Genomic DNA, 18,025 nt, shown 5'->3' on the forward strand with positions numbered 1-18,025 from the left:
TCTCTTGCAGAAACCGCTACGATAAATTAAATTGGGGAACGGTTTTGATATTTAAATTTATTTTAATTATCGTATAGATGTTAGAAACCCTTCTGTTTCCGCAGTTGGGTTTTTAATTTTTTGCCATCGTATTTTCCTTTATTTAAAACGACTCAAACACTTGTACTATACACAGGATTTTCCACTATATTGAAAAGTAAAATCTTTTCAATATAGTAAAAAATTAAGGTCCCCGTTTTCCTATTCTTTGAAATCAATATCATTTTAAAAAACAACCAATTTACCATTCAACACAAAATCAGGATTGATAAAATACCAACCTCTGTGGTTTTGTTTAGCAATGATACCCGCTTTTTCTAACTCTGATATACCACGAAAAAAGGTGGTAGCTGATAATGCTAACTTTTTGTCTTGAGCAGCAAGAAATGTTTTCAAAACAGCTTTGTCTAAAATAACTGCATTAGTACGAATTAATTTATTTTGGAGTATCCAAGCCAAAACAAAAAACACTTTTATTCCAGCAACTTTAAGATCAAACATCAAAGCAGCATTAACAGTAATCTGTTGTTCTAAATCTTTAATAGAGACTATGATATCATTGGCAAAAGGACATAAATCATACCTAATGGTTTGCTTTCTTTGCTTGGCTGCTATACTATCATAGTGGTAATATAATTATCATATTTGAAATACTTGAAAACATATTAGGAAATGATTCTTCAGTAATTGTCAAATTTTATTTTTATTTTTGAAAAAAATTCGGTGCAAATACGGATATTCAAATGAAAGAAATTAAGTTGCGACAAGAGCGATATTCCCCATATGAAAATCCTTTTCTTAATGAATCTGAAGTCTATACCGATAATCAGATTATCAAAACACACATCACACAAAGAAAGCTAGTAGATCCTAGTACTGGCGAGGAAGTAGATATATCTACAGTTCATGTTATTGAGAAAGAAAACGAAAAAAATTTCATAAAAGTATTTGCTGCTGGAATTCAAGCAATTTTTTCCCTATCTCGCACTGGATATCGGTCGCTTATTTTAGCATTGCAAGCATATCATGATAACAAAAGTAGTCATGACGGAAGCATCACTCTTATTTGGTATGACGGAGGAGTGAATGGACAAAAATTGGATATGACAGATAGGACATTTTACAGTGGTTTAAAAGAACTTACAAACAAAGGGATTTTGAAGCCAAGACTACCTAATCAATATTGGGTTAATCCCATTCTATTTTTCAAAGGAGAAAAAATCGCTTTTATGAAAGAATATCAAATAGAACCATCCTCTACAAAATCAGATATTTCATCTAATGAATATCAAACAGATCTCGAAGACTTTACAAAAATATGACTTGTATCATTTATCTTATTTATATATTATGGGACACCTTGATTTAAGCGCGTGAGGGGGAAATAATGTCAAAACTACAGATAGGCAGAAGTGCATTGTTCCTTTTGCTTTCGCGGTTTCGTGGTCTATTAAGATTTATATTAAGCTTCGCGATCCTCTTAAGTTTTTTTGGACTAGTAATAATTCTTATTTCGGTGTCGCTCTCACCCCTTGGATGGACAAAAGAAGCTATACACCTTACGATTTCATTACTTGTATTCAATTTTAGCTCTTTCCTTATAATTACATACTATGACAAACTTTTACGATATCTTTCGTAACATCAAATAAATAACAATAGGCAAAGCTATATCCTGATACATTATAAAATTAAAACCCCATATTTAGGGGAAAAAATATTATCTTATAAACTCTTAAGTTCTTGAAAGAGGGGGGAAAATGAAAAAAATTATTTTAGTATGTATAGCCACATTACTCGTATCTGGTTGTGAAAAAACATATAGTGTAGAGGAATTTAAGAAGGATGAGAAATTAAGGAAAGAGTGGGAAAAAAAATGTTTACTTGGTTTCTCTATTAAGCCAACTGAGAATTGTCAAAATTTACTACAAGCAGAGGATGAAATATTTCGCTCTCAAAAACCTATTAATTCACGACCTGGTGCAGAATTTTAAAAATTCTCAGAAGGAGTTATCATCTCTTCTTTTGTACGATAAATGATACAATTTTTTACATAACCTAAAGAAAAATAGAATTAGTGGTTCTTCAATCCATTTGTTCTTTATCTTGTTCAAATAAATCCTAATACGCGTTTTTCTTAAAAAAAATCCCATATATAAGAAGAAAAATCCTATTAATACAGATACAATTGCAAAACTTAAAAAGTATTTCATAACTTACCTTTTTCGTTTGACACTCCAGAAATTGTATTTATAGTAGTGTCATTTTTTTCAGTATTATTTGGTTGATAATTATCACTAAAGAACTGCATGTCATCATTTGGTAGTGTCGGCGGTGCATTAAGGCTAAGATTTGCAGAAGATTCCATTCCAGGTATTGAAATAGCAGCAGCAGTTCCTACAGTTTTTACAGCTATATCAGCAGCAACTTTTGCTATTTTAGCAGCAGAAAGTCGACTTTTGGATTGACTAGTTTCCGGATGAGATCCGCCACCTCCAGCTACGCGTGGATTCCCACAAAATTGAGGACTATTACCACTCCCTTTCAAAGAATTTCCTGTCATTTGAGAAGCATTTATACCGCCTCCGCTCATTCCGGCACCCATTCCACTACTTGCTCCACCGGCAGCAGATGCTCCACCAGCAGCAAATGGTGCTGCTTCTCCACCAGTTGCTACTGTGGCAATTGCACCCACAGCTGCTCCTACAGCAGCACTACCCATTGCTCCAATAGCTTCCCCACCAGCGCTGCTCGAACCAGTAATTAAACTACTAATCATATCTGGTATAGTTTTACACAGGTAAGCACACACCAAAGAAAGACCTAATAATGTCCACATTGAAGCAGAAGAGCCCTCATAGCTTTTTTCCCATACCTTTGCAGAATCTGCAACTACTGTCACTATGAGAGTAAGAATAAATAGTTTTACACCAACAGACACAGCATAACGAAATACTGTTATGGTAATCTCTCGCGTCCATTGGGAACCACCAAAACCCATAAATAGCACAGATGCATTAATCACAATATATGACTCTATAAGTGTAATAGCCATCAAAGCCGAAATGAATGCAAAGCACAAAAGAATAATTAATGCTGCAATATACTTAAATACAATAGCTAGCGGATTTATATTCCATACATCTACAACAATATCGGCCAAAACAACAGATTCATGAAAAACATCACCTGGTAGTAATGCTTTAGTTCTACCACTTGCCTGAGCTGCTGCTGTACGGAAACTATCAACAATAGCTGTAGACCACTCTCTGGAGTATTCTAAAAGAGCAGCAAAAAAACCTATAATAAGGATAAATCTGACTAATTCCCCTAAAAATTCAGCAATATCAGATTGCTTAAACAAAAGAGGCATAAAAGTCCAAATAAGTTGAATACCGGCCAATAACCAAAAAAGTCTAAAGCCATACTCATGTAATTTAGAATACCACGTATTTGATTGTTTTTCTACTAGATCCAATAAGCCAACAAATGTTGTGCCGCTATCTAAAGGCTTCGCATAAGTAATATTAGAAAAAAAAATCAAATATATACTGATAGAAAGAAACGCTAGCGTAACAAAATTTATATTTTCTCTTATTCTTAACTTACTCATTTTAAAATTCTGCACCAGGTCGTGAATTAACAGGTCTTTCTGAAAAAAATTTTTCAAGATCTGCTTCATTTTTTGCGTTACGCTCCACTTCATTGGCTGTATAATTTGCTTGCAAAGTAGTATTATTAGCAACAAGATCACGAAGCAACTGCAATTGTTTTACTTGTTGTGCGGCAATTTCATTTCCAGCTTGAATAGCTTGCATACGCCCTTCCGCGCTTGCTGAACGATCAACAAGTTTTTGCATAAGTTTATCTTCATTATCAAAACTGCTAGTGTTAATTCCTGCTGCTTCAATAGCAACACGTGAATTAGAAAGACCTCTTTCAGCCCATTTTCTATAGGTTTTATATGAACTAATTTTTCCAGAATTTTCTAAGTAACTTTCATAACCAGGAAACATTTGTTCAAACCTGCTATTTAAATTATCCATATTATAAGAAATGCTTTGACTATCTTGATACACTTGTTTCAATTTTTGCAAAGTATTCTGCAAACCGTCAAATTGTGGACTCGAAAATGAAAGTCCCTGTTTTATCATATCTTTATATTGTTGAAGCTGCGTTTGAAGTTGTTTAGCTGTATTGATTTGTGTATTAACAGCTTCAATATATTGGTTCATTTGGTTCCAAACAGTTGCACAATTTGCACAAAAAAATGCAAAAGCATTCGTTGAATAAAACATAGAGCAGAAATTTACTAAACAAAATGTACTGAACAAAAAAAGAAACTTAAGTTTTTTCAAGGTATTTTTCATAATTAACTCCCCTCATTTTAAGCCATTTTAAAGGCCAGTTTTGTGTGTCCTCATTTATAAGTTTTTTTACTTCGGCAAGATCTTCTTTGCTAGAAATAGCTACAAAAGAAAGAGCAATTTCACCTAAGCCTAGCTCAAAGAGACGGCATCCAAGAATTGATTTGTAATAATATTGCCTTTTCTTTTTGGCTGTTTTGATAATTTGAATTTCTTTATCATTCAAACCAATCATTCTATATAGATCAACTGCTCCCGGGGCTCCCTCAGCACCCTTTGTTTCTGCTTCTTCATTAGGAAGTAATATCTTGGTAGGACACTGTTCCAATAAAACATCAAGAATACCGGAACGAACCGCATCAGAAAGACTTTGTGTTGCCATTATTACAAGGCAATTCTTTTTTCTTAGTTCTTTTAACCATTCACGAATTTTCTCACGAAAAACAGGATGTCCAAGCATAATCCATGCCTCATCAAGCGAAAGAATAGATGGTTGTCCTTTCAAGCTTCTTTCAAAACGTCTAAATAGATATAATAAAACAGGTAAACCATTTTTATCACCTAGCTTCATGAGTTCATCAATTTCGTAGACAATAAAATCATTATGGTCTTCAAACTGTTCTTGACCATCTAACAAATGTCCCATAGCACCGGAAATCGTATAATGTGCGAGTGCATCACGAATTCCCTGGTTCTGAATCGTCGTAACAAAATTACTGAGTGAACGCATATTCCTAGGGGTTTTACTCATCTGCTTCATTGCACGATGAATTTCCATTTTTTGCTGAGGAGACGGCGCTTGCCCCGTCTGCAATTCATAGCAAACAGCAATCCATTCTTGCGCCCAAAGATTATCGGCTTCTGTATCAATGTCTGCAAGAGGCATAAGAGCACCGACAGCACTATCACTATCACCAATATCATAATGACGTCCATCTACAGCATAACACAATGCATATAATGAACGACCTTTATCAAAAGCAGTAATATTAGCAGGTAAATGCTTACCATCTTTATCTGTTGCCCTTGACCAATATCTACGCGCTTGCGCTAATAGAAACGCTAAAAGTGTTGATTTTCCAGCTCCGGTTGGACCAAATACAAGTGTGTGGCCAACGTCATCAACATGTAAGTTAACCCGAAATGGCGTTGCACCTGTTGTTACTACTTGAGATAAAGCAGGAGAATTATCAGGATAGAGAGGACAAGGATTAATTTGTAAACCTGGCCATACACTTGAAAGAGGTAACATATCGGCAAGATTTTGAGTATTAATCAATGGACGTCTAATATTTGGATAAGTTTGGCCAGCAATTGTCCCTAACCACGCTTCCATTGTATTAACTGTTTCAATACGAGCAGCAAAACCTTTATGTTCAATTTCGCGTTTAATTAACCTAGCATTTTCTGCTAAAACCTCACGGTCTTCATGCATTAAAACAATTGTTGGTGAATAATAACCGTAAGCAACAATCCCCGAACGAGCTTCGTTCATTGCTGTTTCAGCTTGTTGTGCCATCAACAAAGCATCAGTATTGATAGTTCCTTTATTGGTTTTAAAAACCTGCGAAAAAAATCCCCTCACTTTTTGTTGCCATTTTAATCTATATTTATTTAATGCAGCAACAGCTTCATGCTGGTCCATAAATATAAAACGACTTGACCATCTATAATGTAAAGGAAAACCATCAAGAATGTCTAATATTCCAGGATAACTAGCTGTTGGAAAACCGTCAATTGAAATACAGGAAATAAATTTATCCCCAAGTCGTGGAATATCTCCAGGCCACAAATCAGTATAACCAAGCCATGAATCTAAATACATTGGACAGTCTGGTATTCGAAGAGCAATCGCTTCACCATTAATCGCATAATGTAAATAATTAACAAGTTGATCACTGTCGTAGACATCATCACCATTCTTAATAGTGATTGTTTTCATCCTCTGCATTTTAAGCAGATCACCAATCCCAATATAAAAATCATCTATTTTCTTTTTAAATTCATCAAGTAAACGTTCAGCAGGTGTTGTTGACTCAACTGTATCGTCTTCATATACAATTTCCCCTAACTTTGATGATTTTCGAGTAGGCGGTAGATATTGCATTAACAAAGCATATTCCGTCTCATAATGCACTTCACTTTTCTTAAAATAAAACCGTCTTTCTGCATCAATCAATGCTGTAATAGGATCAGGAAAATGAGATAATTCTGGATCTGAATAACTTGGTGACTCTATGCGTATGGCATCTACCCATATTGCCCATCCCGAATGAAAACGAGAAAGATATGTGTTAACCAAGCCCGTTATATAGTTTCGTTCTGCATCTGTTGCCGACATAGGATCATCACCACGAATGAAAAATCCAGCCAACAAAGAACCATCTTTTCCCAAAATAATGCCTTCATCAATTAAAGCTGCAAAATTTAAAAGATCAGGAAGACCAGCAATAGTAGAGCGAAAAGGTTTTAATTTAAGCATCAATACGTCCTTGTTGATTTTGCAACACGAAAGGGACGCGAAAAGGGGGCGTAATAACTACGATATTTTAATTGACGAATGTAAATTCGAGATAAAATGGGATCAAATTTTGCCATTCTTCGTAGAACATAAAGAGAAACAAACCAGATACAAATACCAATTGTTGCTGCTACAATGTTCATCGATGAAACAATAAGAATACCAGTCAAAAGCATTGATAGCAGCATAAGATCTCGCTCTCCACCCATAATTTGTTGAGGTCTATGAAGAGAGCGAAACAATTGTGTATACCGTTTTTCTCCCATTAAAATCCTCCAACCAAAACATTAGAAGGTACAACGGCCCCAGAAAAGAGGGCACCTGTAAGAAGAGTGTTTGCAAAAACAATGACACTAATAACCAAAACAAGATAAAAAATCCGCTTTGTAAATTCGCTAATTTCACCACCAAAAATCAGTGCACCTCCACCAGCAATAAGCCCCAATAAAGAAAGAATAAAAGCAACAGGGCCAGAAATTGATTTTTTTAACTTTTGAAGAGGTCCCTCCCATGGAAGAGATGCACCACCACCCGATGTTGCATCAGATGCATATGCAATATCTCCTAAGATAAGGCAGAGAAGAACTGCCATTCCGATAATAAGAAAAAACATCATAATATGATTACGAGAATTATTTTTTGTTTGCATTGAATATAGTTGCATATTTGCTCCCTTAATGAATGAGATTTGTTATATACTTATTGATTGCGTAATCGTATCCGCTAACTTCAATAATTTCTTTGACTTTGCGACCTAAGGAAGTCTTTTCAATACTCAGAACGACATCTATTGTTTCCGCTATCAGTGATTGCATAGGAGCAATAGTTGCTTCTGAGATTAACTGTTGGATTCTTGTTAACCCTGCTGTTGCATCATTGGCGTGAACAGTTGCTATTCCACCCGGATGTCCCGTATTCCAACTTTTTAACAAAGCTAAAGCTGCGCCATCTCTTACTTCGCCAACAATAATGCGATCTGGTGCCATACGCATAGTCACCTTTAACAACCGCGTCATATCAATATATTCAACAGCTCGAAATGTCACAGTATTAGGAGCAGCACATTGAAGTTCAGCTGTATCTTCAATAATTACAAAGCGCTCCTCTGGACATGTATCTGTCATTTCTTTTAAGATTGCATTCGTTAAGGTGGTTTTTCCTGTCCCCGTTCCACCAACAACGAGAATATTTTTGTGATTTTTCACAGCTTCACTTAAGAGTGACTTTTGATGTGGAGTGATGATGTTTTTTGCAACATAATCATCCAAAGTAAAAATTTGGGTTGCTTTTTTCCGAATTGTAAATGCAGGTGCAGAAACAATAGGTGGAATAACCGCTTCAAAACGGTTTCCATTCATTGGTAATTCACATTCGAGAATAGGATTTTCTTTGGTAATTTGAGTTCCAAGAGCCGTAGCTACTGTTCCCATAGCAGCTTCTGCCCTATGTGCCTCCATCACGCCAACGGCTTTTTTAGGTTCTCCCAAATGCTCAACCCATAAGGTGCCATCGGGATTTAACATAATTTCTATGACTGTAGGATCATCTAGGTAATCCCATACCTGCTGTCCAAATTCAAAACGCATCTTTTCAATAAGACGTCTATTTTGCTCTGAACTTCGCCCGCCTTTAAATGCTGTAACAGCCATTCTCCCATCCCCACCCTTAAGAACATACCCCCATTCACTCTAAACAATGAGAAGAATGTAAAACTTAAAGCTTTTTTCAACAGTGTCCACGTTTTAATTTAAAAATTGAATTTGAACAATAAAAATATCTACCGTAGTATAAAATATCCACATTCCTGTTACTCAAATTCTAAAGTTCTTTATTTAAAGAGAATGACCTTTATCACGCGATAAGATCTATACCAATAGCTTTAGCTTGCATTTTTTCATAGAGTTTTCGCATCACCTTCATATTATCTCTTCGCACATCAATGATTGATTTTTCAACTGATGTTAAACGAGCTTTGTCGAGATTTCCTAATCGTGTATAATGAGATGACATTGCTTTCCGCGCTTCATCATAAGGCAATCCTCCTTTACGATGCTTTGGTAGACTATGTCCTCTATTTACCGCATCATATTTCTCAGGATTAGAAACCAATTTTATGTGATCTTTAACAACATCTATTTCCATTAATGCTGTTTCAAGGCTACTGGCCATAGCTTTACTATTAGCATACCGAAGCAAAACATCCTTTATAAGGTCACTCTCCGTATCAAGAAGTGATGATAAATCCCCACTTTTTCCAACGTTACGAATATGATCACATAGATTACTTCGCACATTGTGTAACTTTTGAGATACTAATGTTTTTTCAAGATCTTGTACTAGTATACTTTGTTGTAAAAAAAGCTCTTCTAATTTATTAGAAATGATAACCTCCTATTACAACACCTTTATCTAACCAGTCCGGACCATATTTTTCATCAGCACTTTTGGTAGAAAATCCCATATCTCGTATAAATTGCGCTCCACGTTGATGTCTAAGAAGTAAAAGTGCATGTGCTGGATATTCAGCCATCGCTAACCATTCCCAAGTTTCTTTGTTATCATTCGCCTTGGAAGCTGCTTCTGCTTCAACCATGTAAATACTGTTTTGAGAAAGACCACCTACCCGCAATTCTTCACGTTCAGCATCCGTAAGATAACTTTTTGGTAATTTCTTTTCCATAGAAAACTCCTTATCTTAATGTGTGTTTATATACTAAATTTTAAGGCTGAATTTGAGCAATATAAACAATATAAAAATGCACATCCTCCTATATCTCAATTTCTTGGTTTTTTCTTTCTCTATATGAAGCTGTATTAGGATTTTGAGAAAGTTTTTGTTCTCTATCTTGAAAAATATGAGACCTTACACGAGAAATCATAGCTTTATCACTTGAATTAATATTACGACCATTGAGGATAGCTGCTCTTTGGCGAAGTTGATTAGCTGCATCACGCTCTTCATAAACATATTGATCATCAAGTGCAGTTGTCGGATCATCAATAGCAAATTGGTCTTGCATATTAGCAAGTGTTTGGAGTCTCTCAGCCATCACTCTTGCTTCTATTTCAGCGATTTTCATTTTAGATGTAAAATCGTTTCTGGCTTTATCACTACCATGTATTCTCCTGTAATCGTCCCAATCAGAAAAGTCTTTCTCTTCTGTCTGAAATTCTGGATAAACTACCCCTCCTCCAATATCTGCCGCTGCACTATAAGCTGCGGTAATTCCAACATTATCTCCTTTTTTTCCATTAGAAAGCAATTTTTCTTGTGTAGCATGATCATTATCTGCAACAAACAAAATTACACGATCCGGATATTTATCACGTATTACTCTACCTACATTTTTTAAATTTCCAGAATCAAAAGCCGCTACAACTGGTATATGAGTAATTTGTGCTACAGCAGAAGCTGTTGCATATCCTTCTGCGATAAGGATAGGATTTTCTAAATCATTATTAAATCATTATTAAGAGCGGATATTCCTACATTATTAGAACCTACAATCGTAAAACACTCATGTTTTTTACCATCTTTCATAAAAGACTTGAAGGTAGGATTAATCATCTGAAGTGTACTTAAATTATTATCTTTATCCCATAGTGTAATAATTAAATCTCCTGCTAAAAATATACGCATATTAGGATTGTTTTTTCTTATTATTTTTACTTCTTCAGCGGATTTTGCAACCATCACACCTTGTTTTTTTTATGTTCTCTGGAAAATCATCTGGAACCTCTCTTAAATCATTCGTCTGATTTATACCTTTAAGCTTACAATATGCATTATCTTGAGTTGCTATTTTGCTAGCCTGCCATATTTGAGAAGCCAATGTTTCTGTATTATTTTGTTTTTCAGCAATCTCTTTTTCTAAGATTTTCTGCCTTTCTCTAACTTCTATGGATAACCGTTTTTTTTCTTCTAAAGATAAAGAAGAAGCAACTTTTTCTGGTTTCCAGTAAATTTTTTCACCACGACGAAAATTTTGAATATAACCTCCACTAGGTGAGGTATAACCAATATAAGCACCACTTCTTTGATTTTTTTGTCATTTTCAACGGAAACACGGTGCAATTTCCCATCCATCAGTGGATTTTCAACAATTAAACCAGCAGAATGAAGAGCCTCCTTAAATTGTTGTTCAAGCGATAAAACTGTATTGGTTTTTACATTATCGTGAGAAAAACGATCCAAACCTTTTTCAATTAAATTTGTACCAACAGGAACATACCAAGATTTTACATCTTTATCCCACTTAGCTCCCAATTTTTTTTAACTTCTTCTTTTTGGGAATAAGGAACATTCAAGAAAATCTTTTTTGTATTATCCTCTTTGTGATCGTTGTTAATAGATACAGATGATACTTTCTTAACATCAATAACTTTAACATTATCTAAATCCATTATAAAATTTTTGATTTTTTCTGCTTCAATAGCAGCTCTAAAAATTTCTTTTGGATTAGTTTGCATAGCCTCAATCCATAAAGAAGCATATGAATCGTTATTGACTGGCTCATAACCTATGCTTAATTCTTCCCCAATCAAAAAAGAGGCGATAGTTGTTCTAAGCTTTTCTTCAGCATATCCAAGAGAGCCTACAGGATACATCGTGTCACGAGTAAGTCTTGAAGAATGTCTAGTCCAATGTCCCAGTTCATGTAATGCTGTAGCATAAAAGGAGTCTTTTGAATCAAATTGATGTTGTTCTGGTAAAAAAATAGTATCAACATCACCACCACGATAAAAAGCATACTTTTTATCGCTAACATCAATTTTTGCACCTGATGTAGCTAAAATTGCTTCTGCTCATGCATATCTTATTTCCTCTGATAAAATAGGACGTGGTTCCAATTGAGGTAATCCATCAATTTGTTCACCATTTAAAACTTTAGCTAGAAAAAGACGCGGCTCAGAAAGCAGTTTTAATTTCTCGTATTCTTTTCCATCTTTATCATAAAAAGGAACCGTTTCATCCCGTTTCCAATAAATAATGTTGGTGCTTTTCATACCTTTTTTAATTCTACAGCCCATTTCATTTGCTTGATGATATGTAATCCAACGTGGATCAGTATATTTTGGGCTTGAAAGCCAAAGACTATTAATACCGCTATATTTTTTACCTGTTTGTGGATTATAAGGAGATCTTACACACTCAGGAGGCAACGGCTGTTGCCATGGTGCTATTCCTTGTTGAAGTTGTGTAATAAAATGATTTGTTACCGTTTTAGTATATTCAAAACTCATTATTCCCCCCTATACGTTATTAGAATTTTCAATTTAAGAAAAATCTGTAGCGCACGAATCCCAAGCATCTTCTTCTGAAAGCGCTGTTTCTAAAAAAATTCCATAACTTTCTGCTTCTTCTAAACTCAATGGAACCTGTACCCCAAGTATAAAAGCATCATCTACAGCTGAAGAAAGTATAGGAAATACTTTTATTCTTGTTTTTTTCATTATTAAAACCTCAATTCTGAAAAGTTAAAATGGGTTTTGCAGAACCCATTATATTCGTAATAGGAACAGCCCCAAAATAGCGGCTATCAAAACTTACAGGATCAAAACTTGAAATAAACCAAGCATACCCTTCTGCAACGTGATATTCTCCATTCGGTATACCAGAAACCCCTCCATTTCTTTGGCTATTTTTTAATAAATGACCATTAATACTAATACCTCTTTCAGTTACTTGAACCACATCGCCAGAAACAGCTACCAATGGTTTCAAAAAAGGTATAGATCCACTAGAACAAGCTCCTGATTGAAGATACCCTTTCTCAACAAACACTTTGACAATAGGTACATCTGGAGGACAAACCTCCATAAATTTTCCTCTTCGCATTTCTTTTTTAAAGTAATTTACTTTCCAAATTCCTATAGGAGCGGAATGCGAATAATTAATTCTAAATCCTTGAGAGAGTGCAAATAAAATCAAACAACCAATAGTAAGAGAACATAAAGTAATTATGGACATAACTCGTTTCATGAGAGAACAAAGCCTTCTTGATTTTTTTTGATTTCATTTCTCTGATGCAAGCGATCAGTAACAGGAGGAGATATTTTTGACCTTTCTGAAAAAATAGGATCTAAAAAATAAAGGATCTGTGTACCTTTAATGACACTGTTTCCAGCTACAAAAATAAGCCTTTCACTAGGTTCAACAATATTCCCTGAACTATCTTTTTTTGCCCTAGGCAAACGCATAATCTCATCGGGTGTCATTAATGGCCGCTTTGTTTCTTCATAAGAGGTTGAAACCTGCTCAAGTGCCATACCAAAGCGTTTTCCAGAAGTAGAAATCTTTTCACGTGCAACCGTTGTCTCCCCCGCCATTTTACTCATCCATTCAGCTGTTTCGACTTTATTAGGAGCATAAGCAATACGAATATGACAATTCGAAATAATGCTTTCATTCGTTGTATAAGCCTTGTACAATTGTTGTACATCTTGAGTAATAATGTAAGCTTTAAGCCCATATCCAGCAATATAGGCAAGCGCCTTTTCAAAAATATCTAATTTTCCTAAAGTTGGAAATTCATCAAGCATTAAAAGCAAACGATGTTTATGATTTGTTTTTGATCTCCCATCATAAAATTCCATGCGATCTGAAAGAGAAAGCACCCTTTGTGTTAACAATAAACGCGCTAAAGGTCTCATCCTATCCAAATTGCGTGGCGTTGTAATAAAATACAGTGAAACCGATGTTTCTGTATCCATCAAATCGCTGATATAAAAATCACAATATTTTGTATTCTCACCAACAATGGGATCTCTATAAAGAGATAAAGCATTATTTGCCGTTGAAATGATAGAGCCTAATTCACGTTCTGGTGTTCCAGCCATACGGCGGCCAACACCATTTATAACAAGTTTTGCTTCTCTATCTGCCTCTTTAAAAGAAGGATTATTACTTTTTATATCAAGGTGTTCCATTTCATGAAATAAACTAGAAAGCGCTTTTGGATCTCCATCATCATCAAAATCATCATTATCTTCAGTAACAGCAGCAAAATCTCCTACTCCCGTTAGCATGTGTGCACAATCTTGCAAACAAGGTATACGTCCAGTTTTTTCTGCTTTGTAAAGAGCATGAAGAATGAGACCATTTAAAAGTTCAAAAGCAGCGGATCTAAAATGATCACCTGCAATTCCCTTTCCATCGTCGTCTATAACCATTAAAGCTATGTTTTGTGCATCCGCTACTTGATAACGTGTCCTGAAACGAATTTCCCCTAACGGATTCCATGAACACCCAACATTGGGTTCGGCTGGATCAAACCTTAAAATCTTATTCCCTGCACATTGTTTTCGCCATCCTGCTGTCATAGCATAATTTTCACCTTTTGTATCAAGGACAAAAAGACTATGCGGCCAACTTAAAAGAGTAGGAACAACTAAACCGACACTTTTACCAGAACGCGTGGGGGCTAAAGCGGCTATATGTTCTGGTCCATCATGGCGTAAATAATGCAACATTCCTGTTTTTGGATCAGCAAAAGCTCCACAATATACGCCCTTACCCTTTTGCTTATGTGGAATAAGCCCCATTTCTTGAATTTCATTAAAAGTTGCAAAATGGGCTGTACCATAAAGATCATCTGTACTTTTATTGCTTCTCGAAGAAAGACCAGCCGAAACAGAAAAACCAACCATACCCATTAAAAAAAACTACAAAAAACAATAAATATTATTTTACACTCATTAGGATAAAAATCATAAAATTTAAAAATCCAAAAGAGTCAAGAAAAGGGTGAATACACGCCTTTAAAATTGGGAGCAAAAGCAACACTATAATGAAAAAGACGCGCTAAATATTGTGTACAAAATTGATTAAGGACAATAAAATATAAAATGAAGAAAAAGATAAATATCAATCGAGATTTTCTTTTAGGTATATGAGTAGATTGATTTCCCAATTTCCCCCCCATTTAATTCCAGCATTTGCTATACACCTATGTATAATACAAAAAAAACAAATATATAAGAATCTTACGCTTGTTTTCTTAAAGAGAATGACTTTTATCGCGTGAAAGATCTATACCAATAGCTTTAGCTTGCATTTTTTCGTAGAGCTTCCGCATTACCTTCATATTATTCATCCGCATATCAAGGATAGACTTTTCAATATCTGTTAAACGCCCTTTATCGAGATTTCCCAACCGTGTATAATGTGATGCCATTGCTCGTCGAGCTCCATCATAAGGCAATCCACTTTTACGAAGCTTTGGTAGATTATGTCCCCTATTAATTATGTCATATTGCTTAGGATCAGAAACAATCATTACATGATCTTTAATAACATCTATTTCCGCTAAAGCCGTTCTGAGACTCCCTGCCATAGATTTACTATTGGTATATCTAAACAAGTCATTTTTTACAATTTTTTGTTCTGTACTAATAAGTAATGACAAGTTATTACTACGTCCAACATCACAAACATGATCATACAATTCATTCCACACACTACATAGCTTCTTAGACGCTAATGTTTGAGCTCGACTTTCCATATAGTTATTTTCACGGAAAAAAATCTTTTCTATCTTGTCATCTTCTTTAGAAATAATCGCCTCCTATCATAACGCCTTTGTCTAACCAATCTGGACCATATTTCTCATCAGCTTTTTTTGTAGAAAATCCCATATCACGAATAAATTGTGCTCCACGTTCCGATCTAAGAAACAAAAGTGTATGTGCTGGAGGCTCAGTCATTGCTAACCATTCCCATGCTGCGTTGCCATCACCGGCATAATCTGCCGCTTCTGACTCGGCTGTATAAATACCATCTTGATCTAAACCACCTGCTCGTAATTCCTCGCGTTCAGCATCAGTCATATAACTTCTGGGTAATTTCTTTTCCATAGAAAACTCCTTTTTGTAATACTTATTCATATTTAATTTAATAGTTGAATCTGTTCAATTAAAGTTCTTCTAATTCTTTAAAGAGAGCTGTCTTTTAAGCCTAAAATAAGTAGAACGAGAAACACCTGTTTTTTCCTTGATTATTTTGAACGAAACTCCTTGTTTAATCAGTGATCTCACCAATTCTGTTTTTGGATGAGGTTTTCGTCCAAATTTCACAATACCTGCTTTCATAGCAGCATTTCGTCCTTCATTTGTACGCTCCAAAATACGTGCATGTTCAGCTTCTGCTACAGCAGCTAAAATTTGAATAACCATTTTCCCCATCGTTCCTTCGGTACTAATACCATTTTCCAGAAAACGAATAAACACACCCTTCTTATAACAACTATCAACGATAGAGATCATATCAGCAATATTGCGGCCAAGCCGGTCCATTTTTGTACAGAGAATAGTATCATCTCTTTCTGCGCGCCAAAGAAGCCGCTGTAAACCTTCACGTTTATCTGTAGAACTTGTTCTTATATCTGTAAAAATACGATCTTCCCTCACTCCAGCCTTTTTAAGTTCAGTAATTTGAAGTGCTAACTTCTGTTGATTAGTTGATACTCTCGCATAACCTAAAAGTGCCATTCAGAATCTCATAAATCGTTTTTGATACAAAATTAGTATCGTAATATAAATATACGATTTATGATACATATTTTTTCGATATTTTAGGGTGTCTCAAAAATTATAATTTTTGAGACAAAACGCCTCCTAAGAAGGCTATGCCCAATTAATGGGCATCTACTCTACTCTCTGCTCATAAGTATCCATGAGAATTTCCAAAAACTCACCATGACGATAGCGCTCTTTTTCAGCCATAGAACGAAAACGATCGATGATAACCATGCTAGCTTTGATATTGATCTGTGTCTCATCTAACTGCTCACGGCTTGGAAAAGCAGCTGCTTTATCTATCTCTTTTCGGTTGATAGTTTGTAAAGAAGATACACTTTTACGAGGCTGAAAATCGTCAAGAGCAGAAAAATCTAATGGTTTTCTTTCTTCATTCATTTTTGAATTTCCTTCTGTTGAGTTAGCTTTAATTTTGTGATGACTTCTGCAACGAATGCTTCAACATTGCTAATCACAGTTTCTAAATTATTAACTTCTTTTGGATTGAGATTACGATGAGAACCACCAGTGGCAAAAATTTCGGAAAAAGCATCACGTTCATTTATTTCTGTTTCAAAAACATCTATTTCTGGATTTTTTCTGAATTGGGTTGATACAAAACGCGCTGTTCTAGATTTTGCAACGACTTTGGATTGAGTAAACAAAACCGCATAATAGATACAACGGCTTACAGCTTTCATATCTCTATGGATTTCTTTAATGATCTCAATAGCTGCTATAGCATCTTGCTGTTGTTCCTTCATTGGTACAATAACAAAATCAGATTGACTAATTGCGTAACTAGTTAAACGAGATGCTGTACCTTCTAGATCAACAATTACGAATGGATCTCGAGCGGCCGCAATTTCTATTTCATCTAAAATAGTCTTTTCAGATTCATTGGTGACAACAGTTAAATTGTGTGGTTTACTTGGTAACTCTGACCAAGTAGTAATAGGGTGGCGTGGATCTGCATCAATAATAGTAACAGGCTTAGCATTGGCAAGTTCACAAGCAAGAAGTAAAGCAGAAGTTGTCTTTCCACTACCTCCTTTGGAATTAGCAAATGAGATAACAGGCTTTTAATTCCTCACTAAACAAAATATAATACCTTAAGGTAAGGTACTATATAGTATTATACTATAAAGTATAATAAAGTACTAAAATGTATGAAATCCTTTTTAAGGCACATGATTAAAGCAGTTCAAAGGTTTTACCGCTTTCCATTTGATTCATATAATTTCCAAAAAATCCTGACTAAAAATTAAAAGTTCATTTGACTTCTTATTGTTTCCCATACCGTAAGCCCATTACTATTATTGATCCACCTCCTAAGAAAGGAGAACATAAAGTTTTTTGTTCCTTTATATATTTATCAATGATCATAGGAACAGCACGATTTTTTCCTCTCGGATAACGAAGAGGAAATTTTATAATCGTTTTTTTACTAAGATCTCTTTGTTTTTCTAAGGAAAATGATACTGAATTTCTTAAAGAAATGCTTTTTTCCATACCTCCCCTTTATTTTAATATACATATTAAGTATTATACGGTACTATAAGGTACGGTATAATACTCTACG

The 18,025-nt window shown here is 35.0% G+C and carries 25 protein-coding genes; 2 read left to right on the plus strand and 23 right to left on the minus strand.

Features of this window, described 5'->3' with window-relative positions; translation table 11 throughout:
* Window positions 1-264 precede the first annotated feature (264 nt).
* Window positions 265-540: a hypothetical protein gene (locus tag ABD917_RS05690; RefSeq protein ID WP_345119144.1), complete on the minus strand. Its 276-nt coding sequence runs from the start codon at window positions 538-540 to the stop codon at window positions 265-267.
* Window positions 541-782: 242 nt separating this feature from the next.
* On the opposite strand from ABD917_RS05690, the gene ABD917_RS05695 reads away from it, so the two are divergent.
* Together ABD917_RS05695 and ABD917_RS05700 are read left to right on the plus strand one after the other, a co-directional pair.
* The gene (locus ABD917_RS05695) at window positions 783-1,361 is read left to right on the plus strand and encodes a hypothetical protein (RefSeq protein WP_345119145.1); all 579 of its coding nucleotides are present in this window, start codon (window positions 783-785) and stop codon (window positions 1,359-1,361) included.
* Between the two features lie 438 nt (window positions 1,362-1,799).
* The gene (locus tag ABD917_RS05700; RefSeq protein WP_345119146.1) at window positions 1,800-2,033 is read left to right on the plus strand and encodes an EexN family lipoprotein; all 234 of its coding nucleotides are present in this window, start codon (window positions 1,800-1,802) and stop codon (window positions 2,031-2,033) included.
* Between the two features lie 215 nt (window positions 2,034-2,248).
* Here the strand turns inward: ABD917_RS05700 and trbL are convergent, their stop codons facing one another.
* From trbL to ABD917_RS05810, 22 genes are all read right to left on the minus strand, one after another.
* Complete coding sequence (gene trbL, locus ABD917_RS05705) at window positions 2,249-3,652, minus strand: P-type conjugative transfer protein TrbL (protein WP_345119147.1); 1,404 nt, start codon at window positions 3,650-3,652, stop codon at window positions 2,249-2,251.
* 1 nt (window position 3,653) lies between these two features.
* A complete protein-coding gene (gene trbJ / locus ABD917_RS05710) occupies window positions 3,654-4,409 on the minus strand; it encodes a P-type conjugative transfer protein TrbJ (RefSeq protein ID WP_345119148.1) in 756 nt (251 codons plus the stop codon).
* Window positions 4,384-6,888, minus strand: coding sequence for a VirB4 family type IV secretion/conjugal transfer ATPase (locus tag ABD917_RS05715; RefSeq protein ID WP_345119149.1), 2,505 nt, complete (start codon window positions 6,886-6,888; stop codon window positions 4,384-4,386). Before ABD917_RS05715 ends, trbJ begins: the two co-directional genes overlap by 26 nt.
* Window positions 6,888-7,193, minus strand: coding sequence for a conjugal transfer protein TrbD (gene trbD, locus ABD917_RS05720; protein WP_345119150.1), 306 nt, complete (start codon window positions 7,191-7,193; stop codon window positions 6,888-6,890). Before trbD ends, ABD917_RS05715 begins: the two co-directional genes overlap by 1 nt.
* A complete protein-coding gene (locus ABD917_RS05725; RefSeq protein WP_345119151.1) occupies window positions 7,193-7,591 on the minus strand; it encodes a TrbC/VirB2 family protein in 399 nt (132 codons plus the stop codon). Before ABD917_RS05725 ends, trbD begins: the two co-directional genes overlap by 1 nt.
* Before the next feature lie 10 nt (window positions 7,592-7,601).
* Window positions 7,602-8,576 (minus strand): P-type conjugative transfer ATPase TrbB, encoded by a 975-nt coding sequence (gene trbB, locus ABD917_RS05730; protein ID WP_345119152.1) that lies wholly within the window; start codon window positions 8,574-8,576, stop codon window positions 7,602-7,604.
* 202 nt (window positions 8,577-8,778) lie between these two features.
* Window positions 8,779-9,219 (minus strand): hypothetical protein, encoded by a 441-nt coding sequence (locus ABD917_RS05735; protein WP_345119153.1) that lies wholly within the window; start codon window positions 9,217-9,219, stop codon window positions 8,779-8,781.
* Between the two features lie 82 nt (window positions 9,220-9,301).
* A complete protein-coding gene (locus ABD917_RS05740; protein ID WP_345119154.1) occupies window positions 9,302-9,607 on the minus strand; it encodes a hypothetical protein in 306 nt (101 codons plus the stop codon).
* An 88-nt stretch (window positions 9,608-9,695) separates the two neighbouring features.
* Window positions 9,696-10,367: a toprim domain-containing protein gene (locus tag ABD917_RS05745; protein WP_345119219.1), complete on the minus strand. Its 672-nt coding sequence runs from the start codon at window positions 10,365-10,367 to the stop codon at window positions 9,696-9,698.
* Between the two features lie 8 nt (window positions 10,368-10,375).
* On the minus strand, window positions 10,376-10,621 hold the full coding sequence (locus tag ABD917_RS05750) for a hypothetical protein (RefSeq protein ID WP_345119155.1): 246 nt from the start codon (window positions 10,619-10,621) through the stop codon (window positions 10,376-10,378).
* Between the two features lie 228 nt (window positions 10,622-10,849).
* On the minus strand, window positions 10,850-11,194 hold the full coding sequence (locus tag ABD917_RS05755) for a hypothetical protein (RefSeq protein ID WP_345119156.1): 345 nt from the start codon (window positions 11,192-11,194) through the stop codon (window positions 10,850-10,852).
* Window positions 11,167-11,724: a zincin-like metallopeptidase domain-containing protein gene (locus ABD917_RS05760; RefSeq protein ID WP_345119220.1), complete on the minus strand. Its 558-nt coding sequence runs from the start codon at window positions 11,722-11,724 to the stop codon at window positions 11,167-11,169. Before ABD917_RS05760 ends, ABD917_RS05755 begins: the two co-directional genes overlap by 28 nt.
* A 9-nt stretch (window positions 11,725-11,733) precedes the next feature.
* Window positions 11,734-12,171 (minus strand): ArdC-like ssDNA-binding domain-containing protein, encoded by a 438-nt coding sequence (locus tag ABD917_RS05765; protein WP_345119157.1) that lies wholly within the window; start codon window positions 12,169-12,171, stop codon window positions 11,734-11,736.
* A 33-nt stretch (window positions 12,172-12,204) separates the two neighbouring features.
* Window positions 12,205-12,381, minus strand: a complete 177-nt coding sequence (locus ABD917_RS05770; RefSeq protein WP_345119158.1) for a conjugal transfer protein TraD — start codon at window positions 12,379-12,381, stop codon at window positions 12,205-12,207.
* Window positions 12,382-12,391: 10 nt separating this feature from the next.
* Window positions 12,392-12,910, minus strand: coding sequence for a conjugative transfer signal peptidase TraF (gene traF, locus ABD917_RS05775; protein WP_345119159.1), 519 nt, complete (start codon window positions 12,908-12,910; stop codon window positions 12,392-12,394).
* Window positions 12,907-14,577 carry a type IV secretory system conjugative DNA transfer family protein gene (locus ABD917_RS05780; RefSeq protein WP_345119160.1) on the minus strand — a complete coding sequence of 557 codons (1,671 nt, stop codon included), beginning with the start codon at window positions 14,575-14,577 and terminating at the stop codon, window positions 12,907-12,909. Before ABD917_RS05780 ends, traF begins: the two co-directional genes overlap by 4 nt.
* Window positions 14,578-14,927: 350 nt before the next feature.
* Window positions 14,928-15,386 (minus strand): hypothetical protein, encoded by a 459-nt coding sequence (locus ABD917_RS05785; protein ID WP_345119161.1) that lies wholly within the window; start codon window positions 15,384-15,386, stop codon window positions 14,928-14,930.
* A 91-nt stretch (window positions 15,387-15,477) separates the two neighbouring features.
* On the minus strand, window positions 15,478-15,783 hold the full coding sequence (locus ABD917_RS05790; RefSeq protein ID WP_144755212.1) for a hypothetical protein: 306 nt from the start codon (window positions 15,781-15,783) through the stop codon (window positions 15,478-15,480).
* Between the two features lie 69 nt (window positions 15,784-15,852).
* The gene (locus tag ABD917_RS05795; protein ID WP_345119162.1) at window positions 15,853-16,416 is read right to left on the minus strand and encodes a recombinase family protein; all 564 of its coding nucleotides are present in this window, start codon (window positions 16,414-16,416) and stop codon (window positions 15,853-15,855) included.
* Window positions 16,417-16,572: 156 nt separating this feature from the next.
* On the minus strand, window positions 16,573-16,842 hold the full coding sequence (locus tag ABD917_RS05800) for a hypothetical protein (protein WP_345119163.1): 270 nt from the start codon (window positions 16,840-16,842) through the stop codon (window positions 16,573-16,575).
* Complete coding sequence (locus ABD917_RS05805) at window positions 16,839-17,516, minus strand: AAA family ATPase (protein WP_345119221.1); 678 nt, start codon at window positions 17,514-17,516, stop codon at window positions 16,839-16,841. Before ABD917_RS05805 ends, ABD917_RS05800 begins: the two co-directional genes overlap by 4 nt.
* Before the next feature lie 211 nt (window positions 17,517-17,727).
* Window positions 17,728-17,955, minus strand: coding sequence for a hypothetical protein (locus ABD917_RS05810; protein ID WP_345119164.1), 228 nt, complete (start codon window positions 17,953-17,955; stop codon window positions 17,728-17,730).
* Between the last annotated feature and the right edge of the window lie 70 nt (window positions 17,956-18,025).

The sequence above is a fragment of the Bartonella pachyuromydis genome, assembly GCF_039543065.1.
GTDB lineage: Bacteria > Pseudomonadota > Alphaproteobacteria > Rhizobiales > Rhizobiaceae > Bartonella > Bartonella pachyuromydis.

Excerpts from the sequence above, each read along its gene's own strand:
- ABD917_RS05690 (WP_345119144.1), bottom strand. The coding sequence starts at position 540 with ATGTTTGATCTTAAAGTTGCTGGAATAAAAGTGTTTTTTGTTTTGGCT.
- ABD917_RS05695 (WP_345119145.1), top strand. The coding sequence starts at position 783 with ATGAAAGAAATTAAGTTGCGACAAGAGCGATATTCCCCATATGAAAAT.
- ABD917_RS05700 (WP_345119146.1), top strand. The coding sequence starts at position 1,800 with ATGAAAAAAATTATTTTAGTATGTATAGCCACATTACTCGTATCTGGT.
- trbL (WP_345119147.1), bottom strand. The coding sequence starts at position 3,652 with ATGAGTAAGTTAAGAATAAGAGAAAATATAAATTTTGTTACGCTAGCG.
- trbJ (WP_345119148.1), bottom strand. The coding sequence starts at position 4,409 with ATGAAAAATACCTTGAAAAAACTTAAGTTTCTTTTTTTGTTCAGTACA.
- ABD917_RS05715 (WP_345119149.1), bottom strand. The coding sequence starts at position 6,888 with ATGCTTAAATTAAAACCTTTTCGCTCTACTATTGCTGGTCTTCCTGAT.
- trbD (WP_345119150.1), bottom strand. The coding sequence starts at position 7,193 with ATGGGAGAAAAACGGTATACACAATTGTTTCGCTCTCTTCATAGACCT.
- ABD917_RS05725 (WP_345119151.1), bottom strand. The coding sequence starts at position 7,591 with ATGCAACTATATTCAATGCAAACAAAAAATAATTCTCGTAATCATATT.
- trbB (WP_345119152.1), bottom strand. The coding sequence starts at position 8,576 with ATGGCTGTTACAGCATTTAAAGGCGGGCGAAGTTCAGAGCAAAATAGA.
- ABD917_RS05740 (WP_345119154.1), bottom strand. The coding sequence starts at position 9,607 with ATGGAAAAGAAATTACCAAAAAGTTATCTTACGGATGCTGAACGTGAA.
- ABD917_RS05750 (WP_345119155.1), bottom strand. The coding sequence starts at position 10,621 with ATGGTTGCAAAATCCGCTGAAGAAGTAAAAATAATAAGAAAAAACAAT.
- ABD917_RS05765 (WP_345119157.1), bottom strand. The coding sequence starts at position 12,171 with ATGAGTTTTGAATATACTAAAACGGTAACAAATCATTTTATTACACAA.
- ABD917_RS05770 (WP_345119158.1), bottom strand. The coding sequence starts at position 12,381 with ATGAAAAAAACAAGAATAAAAGTATTTCCTATACTTTCTTCAGCTGTA.
- traF (WP_345119159.1), bottom strand. The coding sequence starts at position 12,910 with ATGAAACGAGTTATGTCCATAATTACTTTATGTTCTCTTACTATTGGT.
- ABD917_RS05780 (WP_345119160.1), bottom strand. The coding sequence starts at position 14,577 with ATGGTTGGTTTTTCTGTTTCGGCTGGTCTTTCTTCGAGAAGCAATAAA.
- ABD917_RS05790 (WP_144755212.1), bottom strand. The coding sequence starts at position 15,783 with ATGGAAAAGAAATTACCCAGAAGTTATATGACTGATGCTGAACGCGAG.
- ABD917_RS05795 (WP_345119162.1), bottom strand. The coding sequence starts at position 16,416 with ATGGCACTTTTAGGTTATGCGAGAGTATCAACTAATCAACAGAAGTTA.
- ABD917_RS05800 (WP_345119163.1), bottom strand. The coding sequence starts at position 16,842 with ATGAATGAAGAAAGAAAACCATTAGATTTTTCTGCTCTTGACGATTTT.
- ABD917_RS05810 (WP_345119164.1), bottom strand. The coding sequence starts at position 17,955 with ATGGAAAAAAGCATTTCTTTAAGAAATTCAGTATCATTTTCCTTAGAA.